This window comes from Limnothrix sp. HT2024 (assembly GCF_059138625.1).
This window is the reverse complement of the sequence record NZ_CM181121.1, coordinates 2219281-2243990: the sequence shown is the minus strand read 5'-3', so window position 1 is coordinate 2243990 and position 24710 is coordinate 2219281. Positions and strand designations below refer to the sequence as shown.

Annotated in this window: 19 protein-coding genes, 1 tRNA gene and 2 pseudogenes; 15 read left to right on the top strand and 7 right to left on the bottom strand. The window is 55.0% G+C overall.

Annotation, left to right across the window (positions count from 1 at the left end; translation table 11 throughout):
* Positions 1-104: 104 nt before the first annotated feature.
* The 3 genes from AC2IAX_RS08970 to AC2IAX_RS08960 all read left to right on the top strand — a co-directional run bounded on the left by AC2IAX_RS08970 (position 105) and on the right by AC2IAX_RS08960 (position 4511).
* Positions 105-1658 carry a bifunctional aminoglycoside phosphotransferase/ATP-binding protein gene (locus AC2IAX_RS08970; RefSeq protein WP_494390232.1) on the top strand — a complete coding sequence of 518 codons (1554 nt, stop codon included), beginning with the start codon at positions 105-107 and terminating at the stop codon, positions 1656-1658.
* 154 nt (positions 1659-1812) lie between these two features.
* A complete protein-coding gene (locus AC2IAX_RS08965) occupies positions 1813-2121 on the top strand; it encodes a hypothetical protein (protein WP_494390231.1) in 309 nt (102 codons plus the stop codon).
* A 170-nt stretch (positions 2122-2291) separates the two neighbouring features.
* Positions 2292-4511 carry a CHASE2 domain-containing protein gene (locus tag AC2IAX_RS08960; RefSeq protein WP_494390230.1) on the top strand — a complete coding sequence of 740 codons (2220 nt, stop codon included), beginning with the start codon at positions 2292-2294 and terminating at the stop codon, positions 4509-4511.
* Between the two features lie 192 nt (positions 4512-4703).
* Here the strand turns inward: AC2IAX_RS08960 and eno are convergent, their stop codons facing one another.
* Positions 4704-5993 carry a phosphopyruvate hydratase gene (eno, locus tag AC2IAX_RS08955; protein ID WP_494390334.1) on the bottom strand — a complete coding sequence of 430 codons (1290 nt, stop codon included), beginning with the start codon at positions 5991-5993 and terminating at the stop codon, positions 4704-4706.
* A 777-nt stretch (positions 5994-6770) separates the two neighbouring features.
* Between eno and AC2IAX_RS08950 the strand changes: the two genes are divergently transcribed.
* The 7 genes and pseudogenes from AC2IAX_RS08950 (at position 6771) to AC2IAX_RS08920 (ending at position 14025) form a co-directional block, all read left to right on the top strand.
* Positions 6771-8486: an ABC1 kinase family protein gene (locus tag AC2IAX_RS08950; RefSeq protein WP_494390229.1), complete on the top strand. Its 1716-nt coding sequence runs from the start codon at positions 6771-6773 to the stop codon at positions 8484-8486.
* 2 nt (positions 8487-8488) lie between these two features.
* Positions 8489-9052, top strand: a complete 564-nt coding sequence (gene ruvC / locus AC2IAX_RS08945) for a crossover junction endodeoxyribonuclease RuvC (protein WP_494390228.1) — start codon at positions 8489-8491, stop codon at positions 9050-9052.
* A gap of 128 nt (positions 9053-9180) precedes the next feature.
* A complete protein-coding gene (gene tadA, locus AC2IAX_RS08940) occupies positions 9181-9771 on the top strand; it encodes a tRNA adenosine(34) deaminase TadA (RefSeq protein ID WP_494390227.1) in 591 nt (196 codons plus the stop codon).
* A gap of 883 nt (positions 9772-10654) precedes the next feature.
* The gene (locus AC2IAX_RS08935) at positions 10655-11185 is read left to right on the top strand and encodes a Rab family GTPase (protein ID WP_494390226.1); all 531 of its coding nucleotides are present in this window, start codon (positions 10655-10657) and stop codon (positions 11183-11185) included.
* A 105-nt stretch (positions 11186-11290) separates the two neighbouring features.
* A pseudogene (locus tag AC2IAX_RS08930) lies at positions 11291-12184 on the top strand (PAS domain S-box protein); the annotation flags it as partial.
* Between the two features lie 453 nt (positions 12185-12637).
* A pseudogene (locus tag AC2IAX_RS08925) lies at positions 12638-13366 on the top strand (adenylate/guanylate cyclase domain-containing protein); the annotation flags it as partial.
* 386 nt (positions 13367-13752) lie between these two features.
* The gene (locus AC2IAX_RS08920) at positions 13753-14025 is read left to right on the top strand and encodes a DUF3143 domain-containing protein (protein ID WP_494390225.1); all 273 of its coding nucleotides are present in this window, start codon (positions 13753-13755) and stop codon (positions 14023-14025) included.
* Between the two features lie 157 nt (positions 14026-14182).
* Here AC2IAX_RS08920 and uppS read toward each other — a convergent pair whose 3' ends face one another.
* The 3 genes from uppS to lysA form a co-directional block, all read right to left on the bottom strand.
* Positions 14183-14941, bottom strand: a complete 759-nt coding sequence (gene uppS / locus AC2IAX_RS08915) for an undecaprenyl pyrophosphate synthase (RefSeq protein WP_494390224.1) — start codon at positions 14939-14941, stop codon at positions 14183-14185.
* 288 nt (positions 14942-15229) lie between these two features.
* Entirely contained in the window at positions 15230-16069 is an 840-nt protein-coding gene (gene cdaA, locus AC2IAX_RS08910; RefSeq protein ID WP_393012540.1) for a diadenylate cyclase CdaA, read from the bottom strand.
* Positions 16070-16182: 113 nt separating this feature from the next.
* Positions 16183-17613 (bottom strand): diaminopimelate decarboxylase, encoded by a 1431-nt coding sequence (lysA, locus tag AC2IAX_RS08905; protein WP_494390223.1) that lies wholly within the window; start codon positions 17611-17613, stop codon positions 16183-16185.
* 119 nt (positions 17614-17732) lie between these two features.
* Here lysA and AC2IAX_RS08900 point away from each other — a divergent pair, with 119 nt between their 5' ends.
* A complete protein-coding gene (locus tag AC2IAX_RS08900) occupies positions 17733-17924 on the top strand; it encodes a hypothetical protein (RefSeq protein ID WP_494390222.1) in 192 nt (63 codons plus the stop codon).
* Positions 17925-18476: 552 nt separating this feature from the next.
* Here AC2IAX_RS08900 and AC2IAX_RS08895 read toward each other — a convergent pair.
* Both AC2IAX_RS08895 and AC2IAX_RS08890 read right to left on the bottom strand, forming a co-directional pair.
* Positions 18477-18550: transfer RNA gene (locus AC2IAX_RS08895), tRNA-Pro, on the bottom strand.
* A 147-nt stretch (positions 18551-18697) separates the two neighbouring features.
* Positions 18698-19222, bottom strand: a complete 525-nt coding sequence (locus AC2IAX_RS08890) for a GNAT family N-acetyltransferase (RefSeq protein ID WP_393012326.1) — start codon at positions 19220-19222, stop codon at positions 18698-18700.
* A 611-nt stretch (positions 19223-19833) separates the two neighbouring features.
* On the opposite strand from AC2IAX_RS08890, the gene AC2IAX_RS08885 reads away from it, so the two are divergent.
* The 3 genes from AC2IAX_RS08885 (at position 19834) to hetR (ending at position 22048) form a co-directional block, all read left to right on the top strand.
* Positions 19834-19962: a hypothetical protein gene (locus AC2IAX_RS08885; protein ID WP_494390221.1), complete on the top strand. Its 129-nt coding sequence runs from the start codon at positions 19834-19836 to the stop codon at positions 19960-19962.
* 80 nt (positions 19963-20042) lie between these two features.
* Positions 20043-20762: a hypothetical protein gene (locus AC2IAX_RS08880; RefSeq protein ID WP_099531879.1), complete on the top strand. Its 720-nt coding sequence runs from the start codon at positions 20043-20045 to the stop codon at positions 20760-20762.
* A 350-nt stretch (positions 20763-21112) separates the two neighbouring features.
* Positions 21113-22048: a heterocyst differentiation master regulator HetR gene (hetR, locus tag AC2IAX_RS08875; protein ID WP_393012322.1), complete on the top strand. Its 936-nt coding sequence runs from the start codon at positions 21113-21115 to the stop codon at positions 22046-22048.
* A gap of 48 nt (positions 22049-22096) precedes the next feature.
* On the opposite strand, the gene AC2IAX_RS08870 is transcribed toward hetR, so the two are convergent.
* On the bottom strand, positions 22097-23389 hold the full coding sequence (locus AC2IAX_RS08870) for a tetratricopeptide repeat protein (protein WP_494390220.1): 1293 nt from the start codon (positions 23387-23389) through the stop codon (positions 22097-22099).
* Positions 23390-23716: 327 nt separating this feature from the next.
* On the opposite strand from AC2IAX_RS08870, the gene AC2IAX_RS08865 reads away from it, so the two are divergent.
* Positions 23717-24415 (top strand): N-acetylmannosamine-6-phosphate 2-epimerase, encoded by a 699-nt coding sequence (locus AC2IAX_RS08865; protein WP_494390333.1) that lies wholly within the window; start codon positions 23717-23719, stop codon positions 24413-24415.
* The last annotated feature ends 295 nt before the right edge of the window (positions 24416-24710 follow it).

Sequence of the window (24710 nt, the reverse complement as noted above, 5' to 3'; positions counted from 1 at the left end):
GTTTGATTGAGAGTTTTAGAGCGTTTGTTGCATTGCATTCGTTGCATTGAACCTGTTGAATTCAAGCAGTGAAATTGAGCCAGTCCCCCTCAGGAGTTTTGTGCATGGATTCGACGCTGCCGCCCTTGGTGCAACAGATGCTTCAGCCGGAGTTCTATCCCCATCCGGTGCAGGAGCCGATCGCCCTGATTCAAACCCACGTTTCCTTTGTGTTCATCACCGGAGACTGGGTTTATAAACTGAAGAAGCCGGTGAATTTTGGCTTTTTGGACTATTCCACCCTGGAGCGGCGTAAGGAATTTTGTGCTCAAGAAATTGCGCTCAACCAACGCAGCGCAGCGGAACTCTATGTGGGCGTAGTTCCCATTATTCAAACGGGCGATCGCTACCAATTGGCGGAAATGGGTGAAGCCGCCCAAACTGAGGCCGAAAACTCAGTGGTGGAATATGCCGTCAAAATGCATCAGTTTCCTCAGGAAAATTTGATGAGCGCCCGGTTCGATCGCGGCGAAATCACCGAAGCAGACATCATTGAGCTGGCTCGGGTGGTGGCGGAATTTCACCGCACCGCTCCCACCAGCGATTACATCAATTCCTTTGGGGAAATCCCCCAGATTAAAGTTTCCTTTGATGAAAACTTTCAACAGACCACGGGCTATATTGGCGGGCCCCAAACCCAAGCGCAATTTGACCTGACCCAAAGTTGGACAGAAACATTTTTTGCGGAAAATGGGGCACTATTCCAAAGTCGTGTGGCCGGTGGGTTCATTCGCAATGGCCATGGCGATTTGCACTTGGGCAATATCTGTTGGCTGAACGATCGCCCGCTGTTGTTTGACTGCATTGAGTTCAACGAACCTTTTCGGTTTGTGGACACGATTTACGATGTGGCTTTTTTGGCCATGGACTTGGAAGCGCGGGGCCGCATTGATTTGGCCAATGCCTTTGTCAATGAGTATGCGGAGCGATCGGGCGATTGGGCTGGTTTGGCCCTGTTGCCGCTGTATCTGAGCCGCCAATCCTACGTGCGAGCCAAGGTCACCTCCTTTTTGCTGAACGATCCGGCAATTCCCGAGGCCGATCGGGCCGCCGCCCACGATCGGGCCGCTGCTTACTATCGCCAAGCGGCCAGCTATGCCCAACCCCGATCGGGTCAGGTGATTTTGATGTGTGGCCTGTCGGGATCGGGTAAATCAACCGTGGCTCGGCAATTGGCTCGCCAAACCAACGGGATTCAGATTCGATCGGACGCGGTGCGCAAACATCTGGGCGCTGTGCCCCTGGATCAAAAGGGACCGCAATCCCTTTACAGCGCCGAAATGACCGCCAAAACCTACGATCACCTGCTGCAATTGGGGCTGGATTTGGCCAGTCGGGGCGAAACGGTGATTCTTGATGCCAAGTATGATCGCCAGGCCTTGCGCCAAACGGTGATTTCCGCCACCCAAGAACGGGAATTGGATTTGGAAATTGTCCATTGCCAAGCCCCGATCGAGGTGCTGCGCGATCGGCTCAATCAGCGAACCGGCGACATTGCCGATGCCACGGCTGATCTACTGGCGGCCCAAGTGGCGGCCTTCGAGGCCTTCAGCAATGAAGAGCGCCTTTGGGTGCGCGAGGTAGACACAGCCCGGGGGGGCGATTTAAAGTTGCAGTAGCTGATTTTCCCGGTGGCGGCTGTTGGCCCTGCGCAAGTTACCTGCGGTCATTGGTGCTGAGTGAATTGGTGCTGAGTAATCTGGCTCCCAATTCGCACTCAGGACTTGGCAAATTTGGGCAACGGCCGCCCCGATCGCGACAATCCCCAGACCCGTGAGCTATCTGTATCAAGGCTTAGTTTGGTTCTTGCTGTTTTGGCTTGCCCTGGTGGGGGTGGGCTACGGCACGCTGTCAGCTTTGGTGCTGGCGACCTTTGGTGGTGCTGCTGGATCGATTATTTCCGTGTGGTGGCAGCAGCCGGCCGCCGATCCGGTGGTGACGCGGCGAACGTTCGATCGGGTGGAACGTGCGCCGCGTCCCTATCCTTACGAAACCCTGGAATCTTCGCGCCTCAAGCGCCAGGGTCGTCGCCGTCGCCAAATTGGCTGGCTAGATCAGTGGTTGCGGGTGCGGCCTCGCTAGGTTGATAAAACGGCTCATCGGTATTACCCAGCGGCAGGAAATTTTTTCAGGGTGAGTGCCTTGTTTTCAGGGTGAGTGTATTGTCTTAACCCAAGTGCTCTGACTGAGAGCTGACCGTTGTTACGGAGTTCAACAGTCGGCAGCACCCACCGAAGAGGAAACAAGCAACCGTGTGGCAATGGGGTCAATGGCGCGATCAACGCCTGCCTTGGCAAACGCGCCAGGTCGCGGATGTTTTGTTGGTGGCGGCGGTGGCCGGTGGCTTGCTGTTGGCTCGTTCTTGGGGCTGGCTCCAGCAGGCGGAGTTGGTGGCCTATGACTGGCTGATTCGGGCCCGATCGACCCCACCCCTGCGCGATCGGGTGGTGATTGTGGGGGTGGATGAACCGGATATTCAATTTTTGAAGATTTGGCCCGCCCGCGATCGAGACCTAGCCCAACTATTGGAAACGCTCGTGGCGGCTCGTCCCGTGGCGATCGGGCTGGATATTTACCGAGATTTGCCCCTGCCACCGGGCAAGGAACACCTAGAGGAAATTTTCCAGAACAGTCCCGTCCCGATCGTCGGCATTCGGCTGATGCCCGACTCGGAAAAAAAGGGAATTCTGCCTGCGCCGGCCTTGGCTCGCTATCAGCAAATTGGGTTTAACAACATCATCATCGATCCCGATCGGCTGGTGCGCCGCCACATTCTCTATTGGTGGCATACGGATCCAAAAACGCGCCAACGCCAAATGCATCAGAGCTTTGCCTTTGTGTTGGCCCAACTGTATTTGCAGCAGCGTCAAATTACCCTGACCAAAACCGAAGATCCGAATCAACTGCAACTGGGGCGGCTGCGGTTGTCCCCGATCGACCCCAACAGTGGCGGCTATCAGGGCATTGATGCCGGTGGTTACCAAATCCTGGCCGATTGGCGGGGCCCTTCCAGAACCGTGCCGGTGGTTTGGTGGCGGGACGTGGTGCAGGGGAAGGTGTCGCCCGTGCAACTCAGTGGGCGAATTGTGGTGATTGGGGCCATGACCGAAAGCCTCAAGGATTATGCCTACACGCCCTACAGCAACCAAGGGCGGGATTCGGCCCAACCCATCTTTGGCGCGGAATTGCAGGCCCAGGCGATCGAGCAACTGTTGGAGTCCGCGATCGAGGGGCGGCCGCCCATTCGCACTTGGCCCGACTGGGTGGAACAGGTTTGGATTTTGTTGTGGACCGCGGCCGGGGCGATCGCCGTGAAGCGATCGCGCTCCATGGGCCAAGCGGCTTTCCACCTGGCCTTAGCCCTGTTAGGAATCGGCAGTTTCACCAGCCTGAGTCTTTGGTGGGGATGGTGGATCCCGATCGTGCCGGTGGCCCTGGGCACGCTGGCCAGCGCCGGGGGGCTGTGGCTATTGGCCTTTCAGCGGCAACAGGAACAGACCCGATCGACCCTCTTTTTTCAACAGGTCTTGGCCGCCATTCCTGAGCCACTGTTTGTGAAAGACCAAAATCGGCGCTGGATTGCTGTGAATCCCGCCTTTTGCAACTTTACGGGGCTAACCACCACCGATCTGTTGGGGAAACGGGCAGAGGATGTGTTTTCTCCTGAGTTGGCCGCTGCCCTCACGGCGGAGGATCAACGGGCGATCGACCAGTTGGGGCCCGCCGAAACCCAGTTCGCCTGGCCCGATCCCTTTGGTCGGGAACGAATGGTGAGCACCAAGCGCACCCTCCACCGCGATCGGGCCGGGAATCAGTTCCTCGTGGGGGTGATGCGCGACATTACCGAGCAGTGCCGAGCCGAAGCGGAATTACGCCGCACCGCCGCCGAACTGCGGGACTACACCCAGCAACTGGAGCTAGCCCACGATGTGTTGCAATACCAAGCCCGTCACGATGGCCTCACGGGATTGGTGAACCGCAAATATTTTTATGAGCGCTTGGATGTGGCGCTGCAACAAGCCCGCCAGGATCGGTTTATGAGTGCGGTTTTATATCTGGATCTGGATGGGTTCAAGGCCGTGAACGACACCTTGGGCCATCGGGCTGGCGATCTGTTGTTGATTGAATGCGCCCAACGCCTCACCCAAAACCTGCGGGGCAGCGACACGATCGCCCGATTTGGTGGTGATGAATTTGTGGCGCTGTTGCCGGCCATTCCCCAAGGGGACGTGGCGGCCAGGGTGGCGGAAAAACTTCTGGCCGCCGTCAGCAAGCCCTATCGCGTTGAGGGCTGCGATTGCCAAATTACGGTCAGCATTGGCGTGGCCCTGTTTCCCGACGATGCGGAAACGGCCGATCAACTCATTGAATATGCCGATTCCGCCATGTTTGCGGCCAAGGGGATGGGAAAAAATGCGTTTTGTCTCTACGGCGAGCCACCGGCCCAGCCCGATCGGGTTCTGAGAGGCTAGTAGCGCGACATCCTTAAAATATTGGGTCAAAGTTGCGGAGCCAGTCGTGGTAACAAGGGGCTTGAGCATCTTGCTGCTGAACGATCAGGTGACGGTAACAGCCATGTCATTTAACCCAGTGAATTAAGGCAGCCATGCTAGTAGGCACAGCCTGAACCGCTTGGCCAGGCTGCACCAGTTTTCAGGAGAGGCCTAGCTCGAGAACTTCGGGCCCAAGCCGATCGCCCCGGCATAGACCGCCCGATCGCCCAGTTGATCCTCAATGCGCAGCAGGCGGTTATATTTCGCCACCCGTTCGCTCCGACAGAGAGAACCGGTTTTGATTTGACCGGCGCGCGTGGCCACGGCCAAATCGGCGATCGTCGTGTCTTCCGTTTCGCCGGAACGGTGGCTAATCACCGATCGCAGGCCGCTGCGGGTGGCCAGGTCGATCGCCTCCAGGGTTTCCGTCAGGGTGCCAATTTGATTCAACTTAATCAAAATGGCATTGGCCGCCTTCAGCTCAATCCCCTTTTGCAAGCGCGTCGGATTGGTCACAAACAGGTCATCGCCCACCAGTTGGGTGCGGCTGCCCAGGCTGGCATTCATGGCCGCCCAGTTGTCCCAATCGTCTTCGCTCAGGCCGTCCTCGATCGACACGATCGGGTACTGGCTTGCCAACTTGTCCAAATAGGCGATCGTTTCCGCCGGGCTGTGGGTTGCCCCATCAAAGGCATAATTCCCACCCTGGTACAATTCCGTTGAAGCCACATCCAGCGCCAGCGCCACTTGCTCGCCCGGTTTGTAGCCGGCCTTCTCGATCGCCGCAATCAGCAAATCGAGCGCTTCTTGGTTGGAACCCAAGTTCGGCGCAAAGCCACCCTCATCGCCCACACCCGTCAGCAGGTTTTTATCCTTCAGCACCTTGCTCAGGGCCGCAAACACTTCCGCCCCCCAACGCAGGGCCTCCGCAAAGCTGCTGGCCCCATGGGGCACAATCATGAATTCTTGGATGTCCACATTGTTGTCCGCGTGGGCCCCGCCGTTGATCACGTTCATCAAAGGCACGGGCAACACGTTCGACAAGGGGCCGCCCAGGTAGCGATAGAGGGGCAACCCAGCGGTGGCCGCCGCGGCCTTCGCCGTGGCCAGCGACACGGCCAAAATGGCATTCGCACCGATTTTGGACTTGTTGGGCGTGCCATCCAGCTCAATCATGGCCAGGTCAATGCTGGCTTGATCAAGCGCATCCATGCCGTAGAGTTCCGGCGAAATTTGCTCTTCAATATTTTCAACGGCTTTCAGTACGCCCTTGCCACCGTAGCGGCTGGGGTCGTCATCCCGCAGTTCGTGTGCTTCAAAAGTACCGGTGGATGCGCCGCTGGGAACCTGAGCCAGGCCGGTTACCCCCGATTCGAGGGTGACTTCGGCTTCGACGGTGGGACGACCCCGCGAATCCAAAATTTCTCGCGCGTGAATTTCGACGATCCCCGTGTCGGTCATTTCCATGCGTTTTCTCCAAATCCAAAAGCGAACTCGATGCGGGCCGTTGGGATGGGCATTGTGCCCCGCGATCGGGTGGCCAAGTGCGATCGCCCCATCCAGCGGTCAATTGCCAGAATCAGAATAAGTCTTCATGGGTCGTTTGCGCGGGTTTTGCGCGTGAGATCCCGTGAACCTGCTGGGATGCTTCTAGGCGGCTCTGGTGCTTTGATGGCAGCGAGCTTTGGGGTTTGGACTTGGGCAAATCAAGGCCGGAGCACTTGAATCCCAACCTTAAACCTCAAAAGTCGGAACTCTCAAAACTTCAGCCCCGAGGCCGGAACACTGAAACTGACCATTACCGAAACTGACCATTGTTGACCTTGGATGATTTTTTTTGCTGCATCAACCATTACGGCTTGGGCAGCCAATTGGGGTCTGAAATAGGCTTCGGTGGGACTTCCGTCAGTTAATTGAGCGGTATCGGATGATTGAGCGGTATCGGACTGATTCTGGCTCTGTCGTAACCGTAAGATCGGCCGATCGCCCCAAAACTTTAGGGATCGATCGGGAGCTGATGCTATAGATCGCCCTGATCGCCCCGATCCCCCCGATCGCCCCAGGAGCAATCTGCCCCAGGTGGATTCGCGAACGGGGGATCGATCGGGCACGTTAGAAAGTCAGTCCGTTGGTTGGCTGAGGCGGGTTGGCTGGGGCGAATTGGCTAGGACTGATTTGCTGAGACTGGCTTCGCCAAAATCCCCTACACTGAAACTGCTACTTTGCTCGATCGCTCGAATGCTGGTTAAAGCCAAGCCCCAGCCCCTAGCCCCCCGTTGGCAAAAACCCCGATATTCCAGTTGGGAACGGCAGAAGGACGTGACGATCGCAATCGGGCGATTTGTCTCGGCCCTGTGGTGGGATCGCGTTCGCAAACAAAACAGCAGTGAGCAACGCAGTCGCCGGGCCCAGTGGTTGGCCCAAACCCTGGTGAACTTGGGGCCCGCGTTTATCAAAGTGGGACAGGCCCTGTCCACCCGCCCCGATTTGTTGCCGGGGGAATATATCACCGCCCTCAGCCGATTGCAGGATGCCGTGCCACCCTTCAGCACGGATCTGGCGATTGCCACGATTGAAGCCGAGCTGGGCCAATCCGTTCAAGAACTCTTTGCGGAATTTGAACCGGAGCCGATCGCGGCGGCCAGTTTGGGGCAAGTCCACCGGGCCCTGTTGCCTGGGGGCGATCGGGTGGTGGTCAAAGTTCAGCGCCCGGGTCTGGAGCCGCTGTTTGATCTAGATTTCAAAGTGCTACGGCGTTTAATTCACTGGAGCGAGCTGCTCTTTCCCTGGACTCAGCAATACGATCTGGAGTCCATTTATCAAGAATTTTTCCGGATTCTCTATCAAGAAATTGACTACGTTCACGAGGCCCATAACGCCGATCACTTTCGCCAAAATTTCCAAGAATTTCAAAATGTTCGAGTCCCCAAAATCCATTGGCCTTACACCACTTCCCGCGTGTTGGTGATGGAATATTTGCCGGGAATTAAGGTGGATGACTGCGAAGCGCTTGAATCCTGTGGCATTGACACCAAAAAACTGAATCAATTGGGTGTTTGTTGCTACTTAAAACAGCTTTTGCAAGATGGCTTCTTTCAGGCAGATCCCCATCCGGGAAACCTGGCGGTGACCCAAGATGGATCACTGATTTTCTATGACTTTGGCATGTTTGTGGAGGTGAAATCCCTCGCCAAAGAACAGATGCTGCAAACCCTATTTGCGGTTTTAAAAAAAGACAGTGAATCGGTGCTGGAATCCCTAATTTCCATGGGACTGATTGAGCCAGTTTCGGATATGCGACCGGTGCGGAAACTGCTGCAATTTACCCTGGAACGGTTTGCGGAACGGCCGGTGGATGTGAATGCATTCACGGAAATGCGCCGGGAAATTGCCACGTTATTTGAGCAGCAACCGTTCCGACTACCGGCCCAAATGACTTACATTTTGAAGTCGATTACAACGCTGGATGGCATTGCGCGGCGACTGGATCCGGAATATAACCTGATTGCGCTGGCGAAGCCCTTTGTGAAGCAGTTTGCGGGCATTGATCCCAATCGATCGCTCGCGGAAGGCCCGGGGGCCAGCAAAACCCAAAAATGGCTGGGCTTGGCTAAGTTGGCTCTGGATACGGTGCAGGCGCAACTGAGCAAGCCGAATCCAACGGTGCTGGCAATTCAGCGACTGGAGCAACGAATTGAGCGGGGTGAGCTGGAGTTGCGGGTGCGATCGACCGAAACCGATCGGGCCCTGAAGCGCCTGAACCTGTCGATCGAATGTTTGATGTATACCTGCTTGGCGGGCTGTTTGTTAATTAGCGGAGCGGTTTTGGTGACGGGGCCCTTGGCCCACTGGGCGGCCTTTGTGTTTGCGGGGTCGGGAGTGGCGGTGGTGTTGCTGGTGCGGGCCTTGGTGCGGCTGTCGGTGCGCAAGCGGCTCGATCGGTTCATTGAGTAGCCATGGCCGATCGAGAACGGATTCTGGGTCTTGATCCGGGGCTAGCCATTTTAGGATTTGGGGCCATTAGCGTTCCCGCCGTTGGGGATCCGGCTTTTGGGGGTGAGGGTTCGTTGGGTTGGCGATCGAGCGATCCGGCGGCGATCGACCCAGTGGCGATCGAATTGATCGACTTTGGAATTATTGCCACCCCTGCCGGCCAGCCCATTGGCGATCGGTTGGTGACCCTCCACGACGATTTGCACGCGGTCATTGACCAAATTCAGCCCGATCGGGTGGCGATCGAAAAGCTCTTTTTTTATCGGATGGGCAACACGATCGCCGTAGCCCAAGCCCGTGGGGTGGTGTTGCTGGTGTTGGCTCAACGGCAACTTCCTTGGGTAGAATTCACACCGGCCCAAATTAAGCAAGCCCTCACCGGCTACGGCAACGCCAAGAAGCCTGAAGTACAAGCCGCTGTGGCCCGGGAGTTGGATTTGGCCACCTTGCCCAAGCCGGACGATGCGGCCGACGCTTTGGCCGTGGCGATCGCCGCTTGGGGGGCAGAGGCTGCCAATCGCGGCTAGGGGCCAATCGGCTCACGGGTAGAACTGTTTGGGTAGAACCAATCATGAGGGCCAGTTGGGTAGAGTCAATTGGCTAGAAACCAGTTGGTAGCAGGTTGTTAGAGTTGCGAAGTTGCGGGGCGAGATCGATGTTGCGAATCAGTCAGGGGCTGGAAACACCACAACTGATCACCTCGGGAAACGCTGCTCGCAAAAGCTGCCAAATTGATCGTGCGCTCCTGGAACCGGAACACCCCCAACATCAATATTGGATGGGTCAAGCCCTGCAATTGGCCGCCGCCGCCGGGGCCGCCGGGGATGTGCCCGTGGGGGCGATCGTCGTGGATGGACAAGGCCAGGCGATCGCGCAGGCCGAAAACCGCAAGCAACGGGATGGCGATCCCACGGGTCATGCGGAACTTTTGGCGCTCCAACGGGCCGGGCGATCGCGCCAAAATTGGCATCTGAATGATTGCGTTCTTTACGTCACCCTGGAGCCTTGCCCCATGTGTGCGGGGGCGATCATTAACGCTAGACTTGGGTTGCTTGTTTTTGGGGCGATCGATCCCAAAGCGGGAGCCATTTGTTCTGTGCTAAATTTGCCCGCCAGTGCCGCTTCTAATCACCGATTGCCGGTTATTGGAGGTGTCTTGGGCCAGGGCTGTCAACAACAATTACAAGCCTGGTTTCAACGGAAGCGTCCCGATCGATTCTGCACCCAGCCTGCGGAAAATATCTGAATAGTATCTTGGAGTACTTGCCAAGCGCCAATTGTTCTGGTCACAAAGAACTTTAGCCTCTTATTTTTTGTTGCTAGATCCGTTAATCTATAAACTTTTAATATGCCGGTTTTGATTTTTCAAATAGTCCTAATTAAAGAGGCCTGGCTTGCATCAATTCGGGATGAATTTTCCTTCACTCATTAACTCCGAGAAACCTAAGAAAATGTCTGAAAAGCCAAAATTGCTACTCTGTACGCCCCAGTGATCGACTTAAACAAGGGGCTTAGGGCCTGTCGTCAAATCGCATGAAACCTTGATTCCGCCGTTGGCAGATCGTGGGGGACAAGGGGCTTAAGCCCCTTGTTACAACGACTGGGACATGAAAAATCAATCGTTTCCGCCCGATCCTAGGAAATGACGACAGGCCCTAATCCCCTTCCACGACTATTGGTGCTTGCTCGTGCCAAAGAATCCTTTTTAAACATCCTCTAAGGGGCTGATCTGGAATGAACAAAACTGAAAAGGGCAGAAAGCTGCTGTTGGATGATCGTAACTACTTGTGAAGAGATTAAGTGCTTTTAAGAAAACCTTATTCTGAAAATAATAAAATTATTGTTCACTGCTGAAATGGCGAAAGTTTGATGATGGCTGCCGCAAATCCCCCAACCTGTGATCAACTATGCATAGATGATCGATCGCCAGCCATCTCCCCAACCTCTGAGGCATCGGAACTCCAATCGTTTGCAGGCCCCCACCCGATCGTCAACAGTGCCAGACAAAACCTGAGCACCGGCCCCGACAAGCCAAAAACTACAGGCTAAAAACTAAAAGATGCCTGGAATCCTTCTTGGAATCCTTCAAGGTATAATTTGACTTCGCTGAGACTTGTGTTGGGGGCAAAATGGCGACTATTTCTAAGAAAATTTGTTTAGTTGGCGATTTTAGTGTTGGTAAAACCAGTCTAATTCGTAGGTTTGTTGATCGTCAATTTAGTGACCAATATTTGTCAACGGTTGGCGTTAAGATCTCCAAAAAACTAATTGATTCCACTAGCCTTAAGCTGCCAGAAGGCGACAAGTTTCAATTAATGGTCTGGGATATTGAAGGACGCACAGATTACAAACCGATCGATGTATCCTATCTCCGTGGCGCGAGTGGAATCATTATTGTTTCTGACAGCAGCCGCATGGAAACGGTAGAAAACCTAGACCGTCACCTACAAATGTTTCAGCAAGTTAATCCTAAGGGATCTGTCGTGATTGCCTTTAATAAGGCAGATCTCATTGAACCATCGATGCTGACTAAGGTTATGGGGCTGCATAGCTTTGCCCATGAATCTCAAGTGGTGGCGACCTATGCCACTTCTGCCAAAACGGGTGATAATGTTGACAAGATGTTCCTAGAGCTATCGCAATCGATGCTCAACGGGTAACCGAAGGAGAGCTAAAGTCTTCAAGGTCTTCAGGGATGCAACAGTTGGCATCCAAAGTGGGTAATTTAAAGTCAACTTTGCTGTTGCTGCGACCTCTTGAGCAGAATGAAATTATCCTTGCCTCAGCATATCCAATTGATTGTTGTGAACGAAGCCTTCCAGGTGGTTTCGGTTCAGGGCGATGTGGCCCCTCTGATCGATTCAGGATTGCTGGAGATGTTGGTGGAGTCTGCGGATGAGGGAGCGATCGCCCCGATCGAGGCCCCAACGGATGGGGCTGTGGATCACGCCCCAGGCCACTTGGCATCCACTGCCCCAGGTCTCAGCCCTGAGCAACTGGCTGCGCAATTGCTGGGACTGGAGATTTATGAACTGTTCCCAGAACTCTTTGGAATTGATGAAATTTTGGTGGAGGTGGCAGCGGGCGATCGCCCAGAATTCAACATCAAGGGCATTGGCCGTGTCACCGCCAATGGCTCCCCAATCTATTTTGATATTCATATCACGGCGCACCCCAGCCCAACTGCTGAACACTATTTAATTTTCTTCTTAGAAGATGTAACCGATCGCATGAGCTTGGAGCAAGTGCTGGTTCAAGCGACTAATGAAAAACATCTGTTGATTCGGAATTTGGAGGAAACCAAGCAACAGATTGATCAAATTATTTCGGCCATGAGCGAAATGCTGTTTTTGGTTTCAGAAGCAGGATTAATTCGGATGGTGAACCCGGCCACTCGTCACCTGTTGGGTTACGAAGCTGAGGAATTAATTGGTCAGCCCATGTCGGCGATTTTGGCGCGCCGAGATGCCCCATCGGCTCCAGAGTCAGGGCATCTGTTGGCGGCGGAGGAAGGGGAAGCGGTTTGCCAAACCAAGACCGGCGCGATTTTAGTGATTGCCTTTTCCCGATCGCGCCTCACCAACACCCTAATGGGACAGTTGGGGCGTGCAGAAATGGTTCAAGATTTTCTGTATGTGGGACGCGATGTTACGGAAGAAAAACGCCGCCAGCGATATCAATCGGTTCAACATTTAATTACGCGAATTATTTCTGAGTCGAATATTGCCACCCAAGCCCTGTCGGCAGTGGTTCGAGCCTTATGCCAGGAATTTGATTGGCAATTGGGAGAATTTTGGTTAATCGATCGCACGGAAGTTGGCAGCGGAAATCCATCTGCCCATTGCATCGATCACTGGCTTTCTCCCGTACTAGAAATTAGCCATGATTGGAAGCCAGTACGTTGCCTGCGCTTGAATGAAGATCACAGCTTCCTCTCGCAGGTTTGGCAAGCAACGAAGGCTAAATGGCAACAAAATCTCCCGAATCAAGCGGTTCCGGCGGGAACGTTGGAAATTCAGAACCTCAACTTCAAAACCGGGTTTGGATTTCCGATTAAAACTGGCGATCAAGTGTTGGGAATCTTGCTGTTTTTCAAGCAAGCTTCTCAACTTGTGAGTCCTGATCTGTTGAATCTGGGCGAAAGTTTGGGCAACCAGTTGGGTCAATATGTGGAACGTCGCAAGGCTGAAGAAGCTCTGCTACTCGAGCAAGAGAAATCTGAGCGCTTGCTATTAAATATCCTGCCGGAAACGATCGCCCATTGCCTGAAGCGCAATGCCAGAACGATCGCAGAACAGTTTGCCGCTGTCACCGTTTTGTTTGCAGATATTGTCGGTTTTACGGAAATTGCTTCAAATTTGAGCGCGATCGAGCTGGTGGAATTATTAAATGAAATTTTCTCGGAATTTGATCAGCTCACAGAAATTCATGGCCTAGAGAAAATTAAAACCATTGGCGATTCCTACATGGTGGTCGCAGGATTGCCCACCCCTCGTGCTGACCATGCTCAGGCGATCGCGAATATGGCCCTGGATATGCAGTTAGTCATGAGTCGGTTTAACGACAGACAAAAACGCGATTTTCAAATCCGTATCGGGATCCATAGTGGTTCCGTTGTGGCAGGTGTGATTGGCCTGAAGAAATTTATTTATGATCTTTGGGGAGATACGGTCAACACCGCCTCGCGGATGGAATCGCACGGCATTCCAGGGAGAATTCAAACCTCAGCCGCCACCTATGCCCTGCTCAAAACTTCTTACCAATTTGAGCATCGTGGCTTAGTTCATATCAAAGGTAAAGGCGATATGGATACCTATTTTCTGTTGGGTCATATGCCCTAAATAATGATTCGTGGTGGTGATTGGTGATGGGAGATCAATTGGCCGATCGACTTGATCAACTTAGCCCTAAAAACGATGGGCGCTGATGATGCAAGCTGGTAGTGTTGGCTAGCCGCTTCCACCGAATTCCTTTACAATGCAGGGCGGCCCCCAATTGTGATTGAATCTCCCAAAGTCAGAGGATGTCTGAAAAGCCAAAATTGCTACTCTGTACGCCCCAGTGATCGACTTAGACAAGATGCTCAAGCCCCTTGTTCTCACGACTATTGGTGCTTGCCCGTGCCAAAGAATACTTTTTAAACATCCTCTCAGAAAATTCCATCACCGCTACCGATGATTGCCATTAACGATCGCTTGATTTTCAGTCCCCGATCTTTGCCGTTGTTATGACCTTGCCCTCAGAAGATTCGCCCCTTTATAACCATCCTTTGCCACAAATTGAGACGTGGCTGCTATCCCAAGGTTGCACCCAAGATCGCGAAGCATTGCATTGTTGGCATATCCAAAAGGATGCTTGGCAGGCAACGCTATATCTAGAAGAAGATCGCCTGACGGTTTATTACTTGAATGCGGAGGGATCTGGAGAGTCTACCCAGCGATCATTTAAATATTCTTTGAGTCGGCGGGATATTGAAGATGCAATTTTCTCAGGGCCTTGAATCAGAGTTTCGCGCTGGAATCTTGAACCAGAGCTTTACACTAAAGCCTTGAGTGAAACTCTTGAAAATAGCTGGCGAGCTTGAGGCTTAACCCATCATGCTTAACCCATCATTATTTGGGTGTGAACTATTTGGGTGTGAACTTTGAGTGTGAACTTTATTTGGTGCGCACTTTGCCGTAGCGTCGATCGCGCTTTTGATAGCTCATGAGGGCTTGATGGAAAGCGGCGCGATCGAACTCTGGCCACAGAGTTTCGGTGACGTAAAGCTCTGCGTAGGCAATTTGCCACAATAGAAAATTGCTGACCCGCATTTCACCGCTGGTGCGAATGATCAAGTCGGGATCGGTGAGTTCGCGCGTGTACAGGTGTTGTTCAAAGAGCTGTTCATCAATGGATTCGATCGCCAGGTCACCACTTTTGACCTGAGCGGCGATCGCCCGGCAGGCCTGCAAAATTTCTTGCCGTCCTCCATAGTTGGTCGCTACGGTGAAATTCAGAGCGTTGTTGTGGCTTGTGAGGTCTGAAGCATGGGCAATTTCTGCCTGCAAAGAATCGGGCAGCGCGTGGATATTGCCCACAAACCGAATGCGCACCAACTCTTCAATCAACTCTTGAAGTTCTCGCCGCAGAACTTTCTCAAAAAGCATCATCAAAAAGTCCACTTCTTCGGCGGGGCGACCCCAATTTTCCGTCGAAAAAGCGTAGACCGTGAGGGCTTGAATTCCCCAATCTTTGCAGCAACGAATTAAGTCTTTAAGGGTATCAACTCCCCGGCGATGGCCCATGATGCGTGGGAGGCCGCGCTGCTTTGCCCAGCGGCCATTGCCATCCATAATCACAGCAACATGGCGAGGCAACAGCGCTCGATCGAGATCGGCGGGCAATTCACGCGATAGGAGTTGTTTTGCGGTCATATGAATCGACGCAAGATAAAGTCTTCACCCCCTTTGCGAATGGAGAACGCAATGGGAGGTGAATTTGAGAGCAGTTGTGCAGGAAGTCTCGTTCAGATTAGCGCGTGTCAACAAAAATTGCTGGCTTGCTTCCCATGAGCATACCCGAACGATCGCAACTCGACGCTCTCCCCAGGCGGCCCCACTGGTTAGGGGCGTTGGCTGGCGAATCTAGGGGGCGGCTGGGCCGTTTGAATTGAGGGCCGGCATGGGTGGTTGAAAGGCGGAGCTTGCATCGGGCCCTGGCATCTATCGCCGTTTGCGCCACAGGCCGGTGAAGGATAACAACTGTCGTCGCAAGTGCCGCAGGGACGTGACTCGCTGTTCCCGATCGCTGGGCGAGGCGAGCTTGGTTTTCAGAATTTCCCGCAGGCGACTGCTGGCGATCGGGCGTTCCAGTTGGCCCCGCTCCGCCACGGAAATCGACCCGGTTTCTTCGGAAACGACGATGCAAAGACAGTTGGCCATCCGTTCTGTCACGCCCATGGCTGCCCGGTGGCGAGTTCCAAGCTGGCGAGAGGCTTGGCGATCGGATAGGGGCAAAATGGCTCCCGCTGAAGTGACCCGATCGCCCTGAATAAAAACCGCTCCGTCGTGCAACAGGGTGGAGGTCTGGAAAATGGTTTGCAGCAGCTCTTTCGAGACTTCCGCATCCAAACGCACCCCGGGCACGGAAAAATCGCGCTCATCGATCGTGCCGCTGGTTTCCAAGACCAACAGGGCCCCGGTGCGGTTTTGGGACAGTTCCCGCACCGCATCTACCAGTTCATCGATCGTGTTGTCGGCACCTGGGGCCGTGTCGGGCGATCGAGACAACAACTCCCCCACTTGGCCCCGGCCCAACTTTTCCAGCAAGCGCCGAAACTCCGACTGCAACATAACGGCCATGGCCACGGCCGCCCCAACCGTCAAATTGCCCAGGAAAAAACTCAAGAGCGACAGCCCCCAACGTTGGGCCACCGCCGCCGCCAACATCAGTACGACGAACCCGCGCACCATCCACAGGGTTCGCCGTTCGCCGACGACGGCCAACAGGGCATACGTCAGGAGCAAAACTAGGCCGATATCGATCGCTTGCAGCAGCAACAGCGGGTCTCGGACAACTCAAGAATCGGTCTACGAAATGGCGCAGGCCCCCCATGCGCAGGCCCCCAGTGGACAACCGTTGATTAACCCTGGGGGCAAAACGGGGGGCGGGAGGTTTAGCTCAGCTCTTGCAGCCGATCGGGCAGGCGATCGAACCGCAGCAAGTCTTCATCCGTTTCCCGTTCCAGAATCAGATCTGCCTGACCATTGCGCACCAAAACCGCCGCCGGTCGGGGCACACGGTTATAGTTCGAGGCCATGCTTGCGTTATAGGCCCCCGTGGCCAACACCACCAACACATCCCCCGTTTCCAGGGCTGGCAGTTGAGCATCGCGAATCAGCACATCGCCCGATTCACAGTGCTTACCGGCTACGGTAACCGTTTCCGTGCAAGGGGCGCTCATCCGGTTCGCCACCACCGATCGATACAAGGATTGGTACGTGATCGGTCGGGGATTGTCGGACATGCCGCCATCCACAGAAACGTAGGTGCGGATGCTGGGAACCGTTTTTTGGCTGCCCACTCGATAGGCCGTGAGACAGGAAGACCCCACCAGCGATCGACCCGGTTCGCACAGCAACTTGGGCAGGGGCAACCCCGCTCGATCGCAGGCTGCCGTGATCCCTTGGGCGATCGTTTGCACCCACTGCTCAATGCTCGGCGGGTCATCGGATTCCGTATAGCGAATGCCCAAACCACCGCCCACATTCAACTCCGCCACCGGCAGCCCCAACTGCTGGGCCTTCACGAACCACTGCACCAGGGTATCGGTTAAATCGCTGTGGGGTTGCAGCTCAAAGATTTGAGAGCCGATGTGGGCATGTAGCCCAATGCAGTGCAAGTGGGGCTGCTGGGCCAAAAACTCCAGTACTTCATCCACTTGGGTTGGATCAAAGCCAAACTTGCTGTCAATGTGCCCTGTGCGGATGTATTCGTGGGTGTGGCATTCAATGCCGGGCGTGATCCGCACCATCACCCGGATTGGCTCCGAAGCGGAGAAGCTAGCCAAGGTGTGCAGGTCAAGCCAGTTGTCGGTGATGATGTTGCAGCCCGATCGCACGGCCAATTCCAGCTCAGCCCGGGATTTGTTGTTCCCGTGCAAATAAATCTTGGTGGCCGGCGTGCCCGCTCGCAGGGCCGTGAGGATTTCGCCCGCCGACACCACATCCATGCCCAAGCCTTCCGACTGGGCGATCGCGCAAACCGCCAAACAGCTCCAGGCCTTGGAGGCATAGAGCACCTGGGATTCTCCCGCATAAAACTGCTTGAATGAGTCTCGGTATTGGCGACAGGCGGCCCGCAGTCCTTCCTCATCCAGGATGTAGAGAGGCGAGCCAAACTGTTCCAGCAGCTCCACCACATCGCAACCGCCCACTTCTAAATGGTCGCGATCGTTCACGCGGGCCGTCAGGGGCATCAACAGTTGGTTGGGTGATGGCTCAGGGCCGCCTTCGGATTGGGGGTGGAGATATTGCAGGCTGGAGGTTTGGGAATCCGTCTGATCTGCGTGACTGGTTTGGGGGCGAGCAGCGGGCGTAGCAACCATCGGTTTGTAGCAGTGCGGGTTGGGTGGTTATGGGGAATTGGCAAACGTTGGCAACCATTGGCAACCACAGAACCGGCGATCTCCATTAGATGCGCTTCCGATGATCCTCTGATGCTCCGATGGGCGATCGATCCAGAGTGACCGATCCAGGGCGATCGGGACACAACCCGATCGATCACCAACCTACCGACACCGAATCTACCGAGCTGACGAATACGAACATCAATCCAGAGCCGATGATCATGGTTGCCAACGTTGCAAAACTCGCGATCGAGACCAGAGGTAAACCAGCGGCCAACCACAGCACCTGAAGGAGCGATCGCCGTGGATCTAACCATTTCGGCCCCCTGGCCTATCCGGTTAGTTTACTATTGCGCGGCCTAGCCTGCGTGGCTCCCCAGGGTCTCAATTGATCGAGTATTGTTGAAATCAACGAGCCGATCGAACCCCCAACACAAGATCCCCACCTCTGATCATGATTTCTTTGGAAACCTATCCCGGTCTCTATCTGTTTCAGTTGCTGTTTGTGCTGTCCTTCACGGGCGTGATGATTTGGCAGGCGATCGAGTCCATCAAAACGATTGATCAATAACCAGAGTCGATCGCTAGCGTCGATCACCGAAATTAATCAGTCGATCGTTAATCATCATTGATCGATTGATCAATGGTTTAGGGAGTTAGTCCAGCAGCCCTAAACCGGCCCAAAAGAAGGGGTTTAAACCCCTTGCCCCGATGATTTGCTTAGAGGCCGTGGTAGATCCGGTTCGATCAAAATCGATCGAACTTGATCGAACCCGCAAATTGCGATCACCAACGGTAGCCCAAGTTCTGACGAGGGTTCCGGAGTTTTTCAAATTGCTGAATCGGGATGACAGGATTTGAACCTGCGGCATCCTGCTCCCAAAGCAGGCGCGCTACCAAGCTGCGCTACATCCCGGTGTTTTTGGCCAACGTTGATGGTCGGCGCTGGTGGCTTGAACGGGAGAAAGTTCGCCCGCAGCCACAAACATGGCCATCATATCACAAACGCTGTGAATGCTGAGGCGAGACAGACTCAGGGACTCCAACCACCGCCCGCTCAGCCCTAATCTGGATACCAAAACATGCCCTTAATCCCTTCCGGATCGGGCATGAACCCCAGACCTTTGTAGAAATCCACCACGTGGGGATCGGCAAAGAGCGTAATGTTGCTGATGTCTTCGCGGCGTAACTGCTCGATCGTTTGGCGCATCAACGCCTTACCAAAACCTCGGCCCTGAAAATCTGGATGCACTACCACATCCCACACGGTGGCATTGAACGCATGATCCGACGTGGCCCGCGAAAAGCCAATCAGTCGTCGCTTCGCGCCTCGCTGCTCCCACATGGACAGCACCAGGAAACTGTGTTGAATGGCTTTTTTCACCTTGCGCAGGGGCCGGCGGGCCCAGCCCACCGCATCGCAAAGCTCTTCAAGGTCGTACAGATCAATATCGCGATCGGTACTAAAGAAAATCCGAATCTCGCCCGTTTGCGGATCTCGCTCCAGGGGTTGATAGCCGGGAACCGCCTCGACCGTTGCGGCCGGGCGATCGCCCTGTGTTCCAAATAAGCTCTTCCAAAACCCCATGTGAGCCTACACGATCTGTCTTAACACTTGCCAGCGACAGCCAGTACCCGAGACCAATTCGTCGCAACGACGATGCATCCATGGGGCTAATCACTCAACCGGCAAGGGGCACGATCGCTCTGCACCGTGCGGTGATTACCACGCCATGGTTGGTTGAGGTTGGTTTAGAAAACGCTGTGATTGCGCTCTATTGTGCCATGGGTTGCGCGAAACTTGGATCATTCCCGGCAACTGGCAATCCAAGACTGGAAAGAAGCCACAGCAACCCCGGATTCAGACCAACATTCAGGAGCCGTTGATTAACCTCAGCGATCGATTCAACGGTTTCGCCACTGCCCGGCCAGCCCAGCCATCTGCCGGTTTGGCGCTTCTGTGGTTCAAGGGACGGGGTTGCCCACCGAGCCGCCAATTTCTATGCCAATATAGGTTTTAATGGGGACTATAAGCCAAGTTCCTTGGCCTGCCATCGATTGAGATAATCAGGCCATCTAAAAAGTCCCGTTAAAGTCGCGTTGCGGAACCGGCGATCGTGCCGTCACCCTTGCTTGCTCTGACGCTTGCCTACGAAGCTGGCTGGCTCTGAAGGGTGCTCCCACTCGCGATCGCCCACCGTGGTTATGGTGCGAAAGGCGGCCGGTTGGGTTGTGTCAGCCTGGGTCGCGGATGAAGCCAACTTCACCGCCACCAAACAGGATGTTTCCCAATTGCGGCATTTGTTAGCAAATTGCGGCAATTGTTAGTGAAATAGTGACGGAATGTCAAGATGGATTCAAAGCGCTATCAGCGGTAAAACACGGTGGCAGGTGCGGTTTCATCCGGTATGAGTTCGGGTCTCAAGCCCTCAACGCTCGACTTGCTCAAGCGCTTCAACCGGGCCTTTCCGCAATTTTATGAGCAGTTTGTCAGCAGTGAAATTCAACTGCAAAATCTGCGCTTGGCCTATCAACTCTACAAAACGCGCCAAGCGGTCATTGAACTGAAACCGGAAGGGGGCAAAAGCGCACTGCACTTTGCCTATCGCAACCAATCCTTTCTGCTCAGTGACATTTTTGGGGTGCTGGCGGCCTATGGCCTGACGATCCACAGCTTGAGCCTTTATGGGCAAATTCACCCGCCGATGCTGGTGTTTATCAAGTTGGTGGTGTCGCGGGGCAGCAAGGCCCTGACGGAGAAGACTTCGGAAAATGTTTGCCGCGCCATTCGCGAAGCTCTGGCGGGCCACTTTGAAGTGGAAGAGATGCTGGCGGTGGAATTCAACCTGGACGCAGGGTTGGAGCAGGTGGAAACGGAGTTCTATGTGGATCCGGTGTTCCATTTGCCCGCTCTGTTGATTGAGGCGGATAACCAGCCGGGGTTGTTCTACAAGGTGATGTATGCCATCTGGCAAGAGGATTTGCTGGTGGTGAATGCCAATTTGCTGGTGTGGCGGGGACGGACAAGGCTGATTTTGTATCTACTGGGCCCCAATGAGAGCTTGATTCCGGAATATCTGGGTCAACGAATTGCGGAAGGGGTTCGTCAACGTCTGATGGGGTGCTAAGTTGGAAGCCCAAGGGGAATCACCCATCCGGGTATTTCCCCCCCAATCTCTGACGATCGCCCTTGGCCGTCTCAGAGTACCAATGGCACAATGGGGCGATTATTAGAAATTTCCTTCCTGAAGGGGAAATGGGGGCGTTAAGGCGGCGCTGGCGGTTGACTTTTCCGGTTTTTTGGGCCGGTGGGTCTGCGCAGATTGCCTTAAGGTCAGTTACTTGATCGGGTGGCGTTTTTGGCGCGATCGTGATCGGTGATTGTTCCGCGTTTGCCCATGAAAGCGCTCCCGCGAAAGTTCTATTGAAGCTGGTCTGATATTGAGGGTTAGCTGTTTTGGGTTCAGGATCTCACCGCGTGCTGGAAGAGTCGCAACTGAGCGATCGCGATCTCATTGAGCGCATTAGCGCCGGAGCGATGGATCGCATCCTGTTGTTTTTGGCCTTTAGTGCCATGCGAACCGGTGGCCACCGCCACGGGGCATTTTTGGATGCGGCGGCGACGGCGGCAAAATGCGCCATTTACCTGACTTATTTGGAGCAGGGGCAAAATCTACGCCATACGGGCTATTTGCACCACATTGAGCCAAAGCGGGTGAAGGCGATTGTGGAGGAGGTGCGCGAGGCCTTGACGGAAGGCAAGCTGCTGCGGATGTTGGGATCCCAGGAGCCGCGCTACCTAATTCAGTTGCCGGCGGTTTGGATGGAGCGGTTTCCCTGGAAGCCGGGTCAGCCCCGCATTCCGGGGACGAGCCTAACCGGTGAAGAAAAGCATTATTTGGAACGGAAACTGCCGGATCAGTTGCCCGATGCTCAGGTTCTGAACTCGTTCCAGTTCATGGAGCTAATTGAGTTTTTGCATCGCCGATCGCAGGAGCCATTCCCGATCGAGCAGCAAATGCCCCTGAGCGAAGCCCTGACGGAACATATCAAGCGGCGACTGTTGCACTCGGGAACGGTGTCGCGGCTGGACTCGCCTTGGGGAATGCCGTTCTATGCCTTGGTGCGAGCTTCCTACTGGACTCCGAAGGATTCCGAAGCCCGAAGCTACACGGCGGTGGAGGATACGGCGACCTATTTCCGATTGTTGCGGGAGTGGGCGGCGAATCCGGAGAAACAGCAGGCCATGCGGGCGATCGAGGAGTTGGATATTGCGCCCGATCGGCTGGGGGAAGCGATGGCGGATTTGGATCGGGTGCTGCGGGAATGGGCCGATCGACACCATACGGAAGGTGGACAGCCGATCGTGGTGCAACTGGCGGCGGGCGATCGCATTGACCACCTGGATCCCTAGGGAGCAATTCTTGATAGATCAGCCTCTGACCATAGGCGATCGGGATCGTTAGGAAACGGATGAGCCTTTCAGGGGCTTAATTCGGCCATTGGCATCGGGCTTGACCGGCTCAAACAGTTGGTGGGCGGTGGCGAAGGAACCGTAGCGATCGGGGTTGGCCGTAATTGCCGCTTGCAAGCAATTGGCGGCGCGATCGAGGGCTGTTTGTCGTTCCCAGTCACTGCAATCCGATCGCTGGGTTTGCAGCAGGTAGCAACAGGCTTGGCAGAATTGCAACTCCGGTAACGAGAGGCCGCGCTCGGCCGCCTTCAAGTAACTCCTCAGGGCCGCTTCCGGTTGTCGTAGCCGGAGCTGGGCCAGGCCACGGTTATACCAAGGGGTGGGCTTGGTGGGATCGCGCTTGATGGTTTCGTCGTAGCTTTTGATTGCCGCTTGCAGTTGCCCGATCGAGAAGAGGGCATTGCCCCGATCGTACCAAGCATTGGGTTGTTCAGGGTTCAGGGTCAAGGAGAGGTCATAGCTGGCGATCGCCTCACGAATGCGCCCCAACTGTCGCATCAGGCGGCCGCGATAGTACCAGGTGTCCGCATCGGCCGCGTCAAAAGTAATGGCTTTTTGGTAGCTTTCGAGGGCCCCTGCCAAATCGCCTGCCCAACGCAGGGAAATCGCGCGATTATGCCAAATATTGTGGTCGCCATCCCGCAAGCCGAGGGCTTTGTCATAGCTGGCAATGGCTTCATCGTGGCGCTTGAGATTGTCTAGGACGATCCCGCGCTGATACCAGGTGGCAGCGCTGGCGGGTTCCAACTCCAGGGATCGCTCATAGCAGGTGAGCGCCTCGCTGTCTCGATTGAGCTTGCGTAAGACCACGCCGCGATTGTGCCAGGCGCGAGGACAGGTGGGATTCAGTTCGATCGACCGGCTATAGTTATGGGCGGCCGCTTCCCAATGGCCCAGCCGAAAGTGGGTTACGCCCAAATTATTCCAAAGACGATGATCCAGCGGTGCAAAGTTCAGCGCCTTTTGATAACTGGCTAAGGCTCCCTCCAATTGCCCAGCACCATCAAGGGCCGTGCCCCGGTTATACCAGTAGTGGGGATTTTGCGGCTCCAGCACCAGCGCCCGATCGTAGTAGGTGATGGCATCCTGGAGGCAGCCGGTGCGAGCCAGGGCATTGCCGCAATCATTCCACAGGGCGCTGCAATTGGGCGCGAGGCTAATGGCTTGGCCAAACAGCTCGATCGCCTCTGTCCATTGCCCCGATCGACAAAGCCCTAGGGCCAAAGTATAGGATTCCAGGGCGGCAGGCTGGAGAGCAGTGGTGGCATCGGGGGAATTCACAGGATTGTTTCCATCCCAAAAGCGCGTTGAGGGCAGCTTGGAGCAGGGGGGAGCGTGGCCAACCCCCGTAGGCTGGCTAAGGTATTCTGTGGCCCTTGGGGGCAATCCAAACAGAAAATTAGCTTCATTCTACGTGGGCATTTTACGTGGGATCTCGGAGGGGCGCTTGTTCGTGCAACGGAATTTCACAGCCATCACCCCTAGCTTGGGTTAGGTTGCCCTGGGGCTGGTGTACCCAGCAACCGAAGATTTCGGTTCGAGACGGCCGGCCGGTTCAGTCGGCTAGTTCGTCTATTGTTTCAACTGTTTCAACGATTGATAATGTTCATGTTAGGGGTTGAGCCGGTGATAACACAATTGCGTGGTGGTTTGGTCTTGTCTTGCCAGGCCCCGATCGATTCCCCCCTGCGGGATCCCCAGATCATTGCCACCATGGCCCAAGCGGCTGTGTTGCGGGGCGCGGTAGGTATCCGTTTAGACACCCCAGAACATGTGATGGCCACTCGATCGCGCTTGGGGGCCGATGTACCGATTATTGGCCTTTGGAAGCAGGTGTTACCCGGCTCCTCCGTTTACATCACGCCACGTTTTGCCGATGCCGCCGCGATCGCCGCCGCCGGAGCTGACATCATCGCTATTGATGCCACCCTGCGATCGCGCCCCGAAGGGGACACCGCCGCTCAACTGATCGATCGCATCCATCAGGAATTGGGCAAACCGGTAATGGCCGACATTGACACCTGGGAAGCGGCCGAAGCCGCCGCCCAAGCGGGAGCCGACTTGGTGGGTACAACGCTGTATGGCTACACGGAAGCGACCCAAGATCAGACCCCGCCGGGATGGGATCTGTTAACGCAAATGGTCACGCGCCTGACAGTGCCTTGCATTTGTGAAGGAGGCATTGCTTCGCCGGCCATGGCCCGGGCTGCGATCGATCGGGGAGCCTTTGCCGTCGTTGTGGGAACCGCCATCACGGGGATCGATCTGCAAGTGCAAGCCTATCAACGGGCGATCGCCCTGGAATAGCCTGGATACCGGATAGCTCTGGTCTTGGCTTGATTATTTTGATCGCTTCGATCGCTGCCGAAAGAGATCAACGGCAATATTTTGGTTTCAGCCGCTGACGGATCTTCAAGATTGCATTTCCAAGATTGCATCTTCAAGATTGCATCTTCAAGAAGAATGGGGCGATCAGCTCGATCGCCCCATCACTTCACAACTTGATTTCAACCAAAGGTTGCATCACACCCGGCTCAGCGGGATTGAACCAAGTCGGGCTGGACTGGGTTGAACCCCAATCACGGCCCAGCTCGATTCATCC

Coding starts and splice junctions, on each gene's coding strand:
- AC2IAX_RS08970 (WP_494390232.1), top strand. CDS start 105: ATGGATTCGACGCTGCCGCCCTTGGTGCAACAGATGCTTCAGCCGGAG.
- eno (WP_494390334.1), bottom strand. CDS start 5,993: ATGACCGACACGGGGATCGTCGAAATTCACGCGCGAGAAATTTTGGAT.
- AC2IAX_RS08950 (WP_494390229.1), top strand. CDS start 6,771: ATGCTGGTTAAAGCCAAGCCCCAGCCCCTAGCCCCCCGTTGGCAAAAA.
- ruvC (WP_494390228.1), top strand. CDS start 8,489: ATGGCCGATCGAGAACGGATTCTGGGTCTTGATCCGGGGCTAGCCATT.
- tadA (WP_494390227.1), top strand. CDS start 9,181: ATGTTGCGAATCAGTCAGGGGCTGGAAACACCACAACTGATCACCTCG.
- AC2IAX_RS08935 (WP_494390226.1), top strand. CDS start 10,655: ATGGCGACTATTTCTAAGAAAATTTGTTTAGTTGGCGATTTTAGTGTT.
- AC2IAX_RS08920 (WP_494390225.1), top strand. CDS start 13,753: ATGACCTTGCCCTCAGAAGATTCGCCCCTTTATAACCATCCTTTGCCA.
- uppS (WP_494390224.1), bottom strand. CDS start 14,941: ATGACCGCAAAACAACTCCTATCGCGTGAATTGCCCGCCGATCTCGAT.
- lysA (WP_494390223.1), bottom strand. CDS start 17,613: ATGGTTGCTACGCCCGCTGCTCGCCCCCAAACCAGTCACGCAGATCAG.
- AC2IAX_RS08900 (WP_494390222.1), top strand. CDS start 17,733: ATGGGCGATCGATCCAGAGTGACCGATCCAGGGCGATCGGGACACAAC.
- AC2IAX_RS08890 (WP_393012326.1), bottom strand. CDS start 19,222: ATGGGGTTTTGGAAGAGCTTATTTGGAACACAGGGCGATCGCCCGGCC.
- AC2IAX_RS08880 (WP_099531879.1), top strand. CDS start 20,043: ATGAGTTCGGGTCTCAAGCCCTCAACGCTCGACTTGCTCAAGCGCTTC.
- AC2IAX_RS08865 (WP_494390333.1), top strand. CDS start 23,717: ATGTTAGGGGTTGAGCCGGTGATAACACAATTGCGTGGTGGTTTGGTC.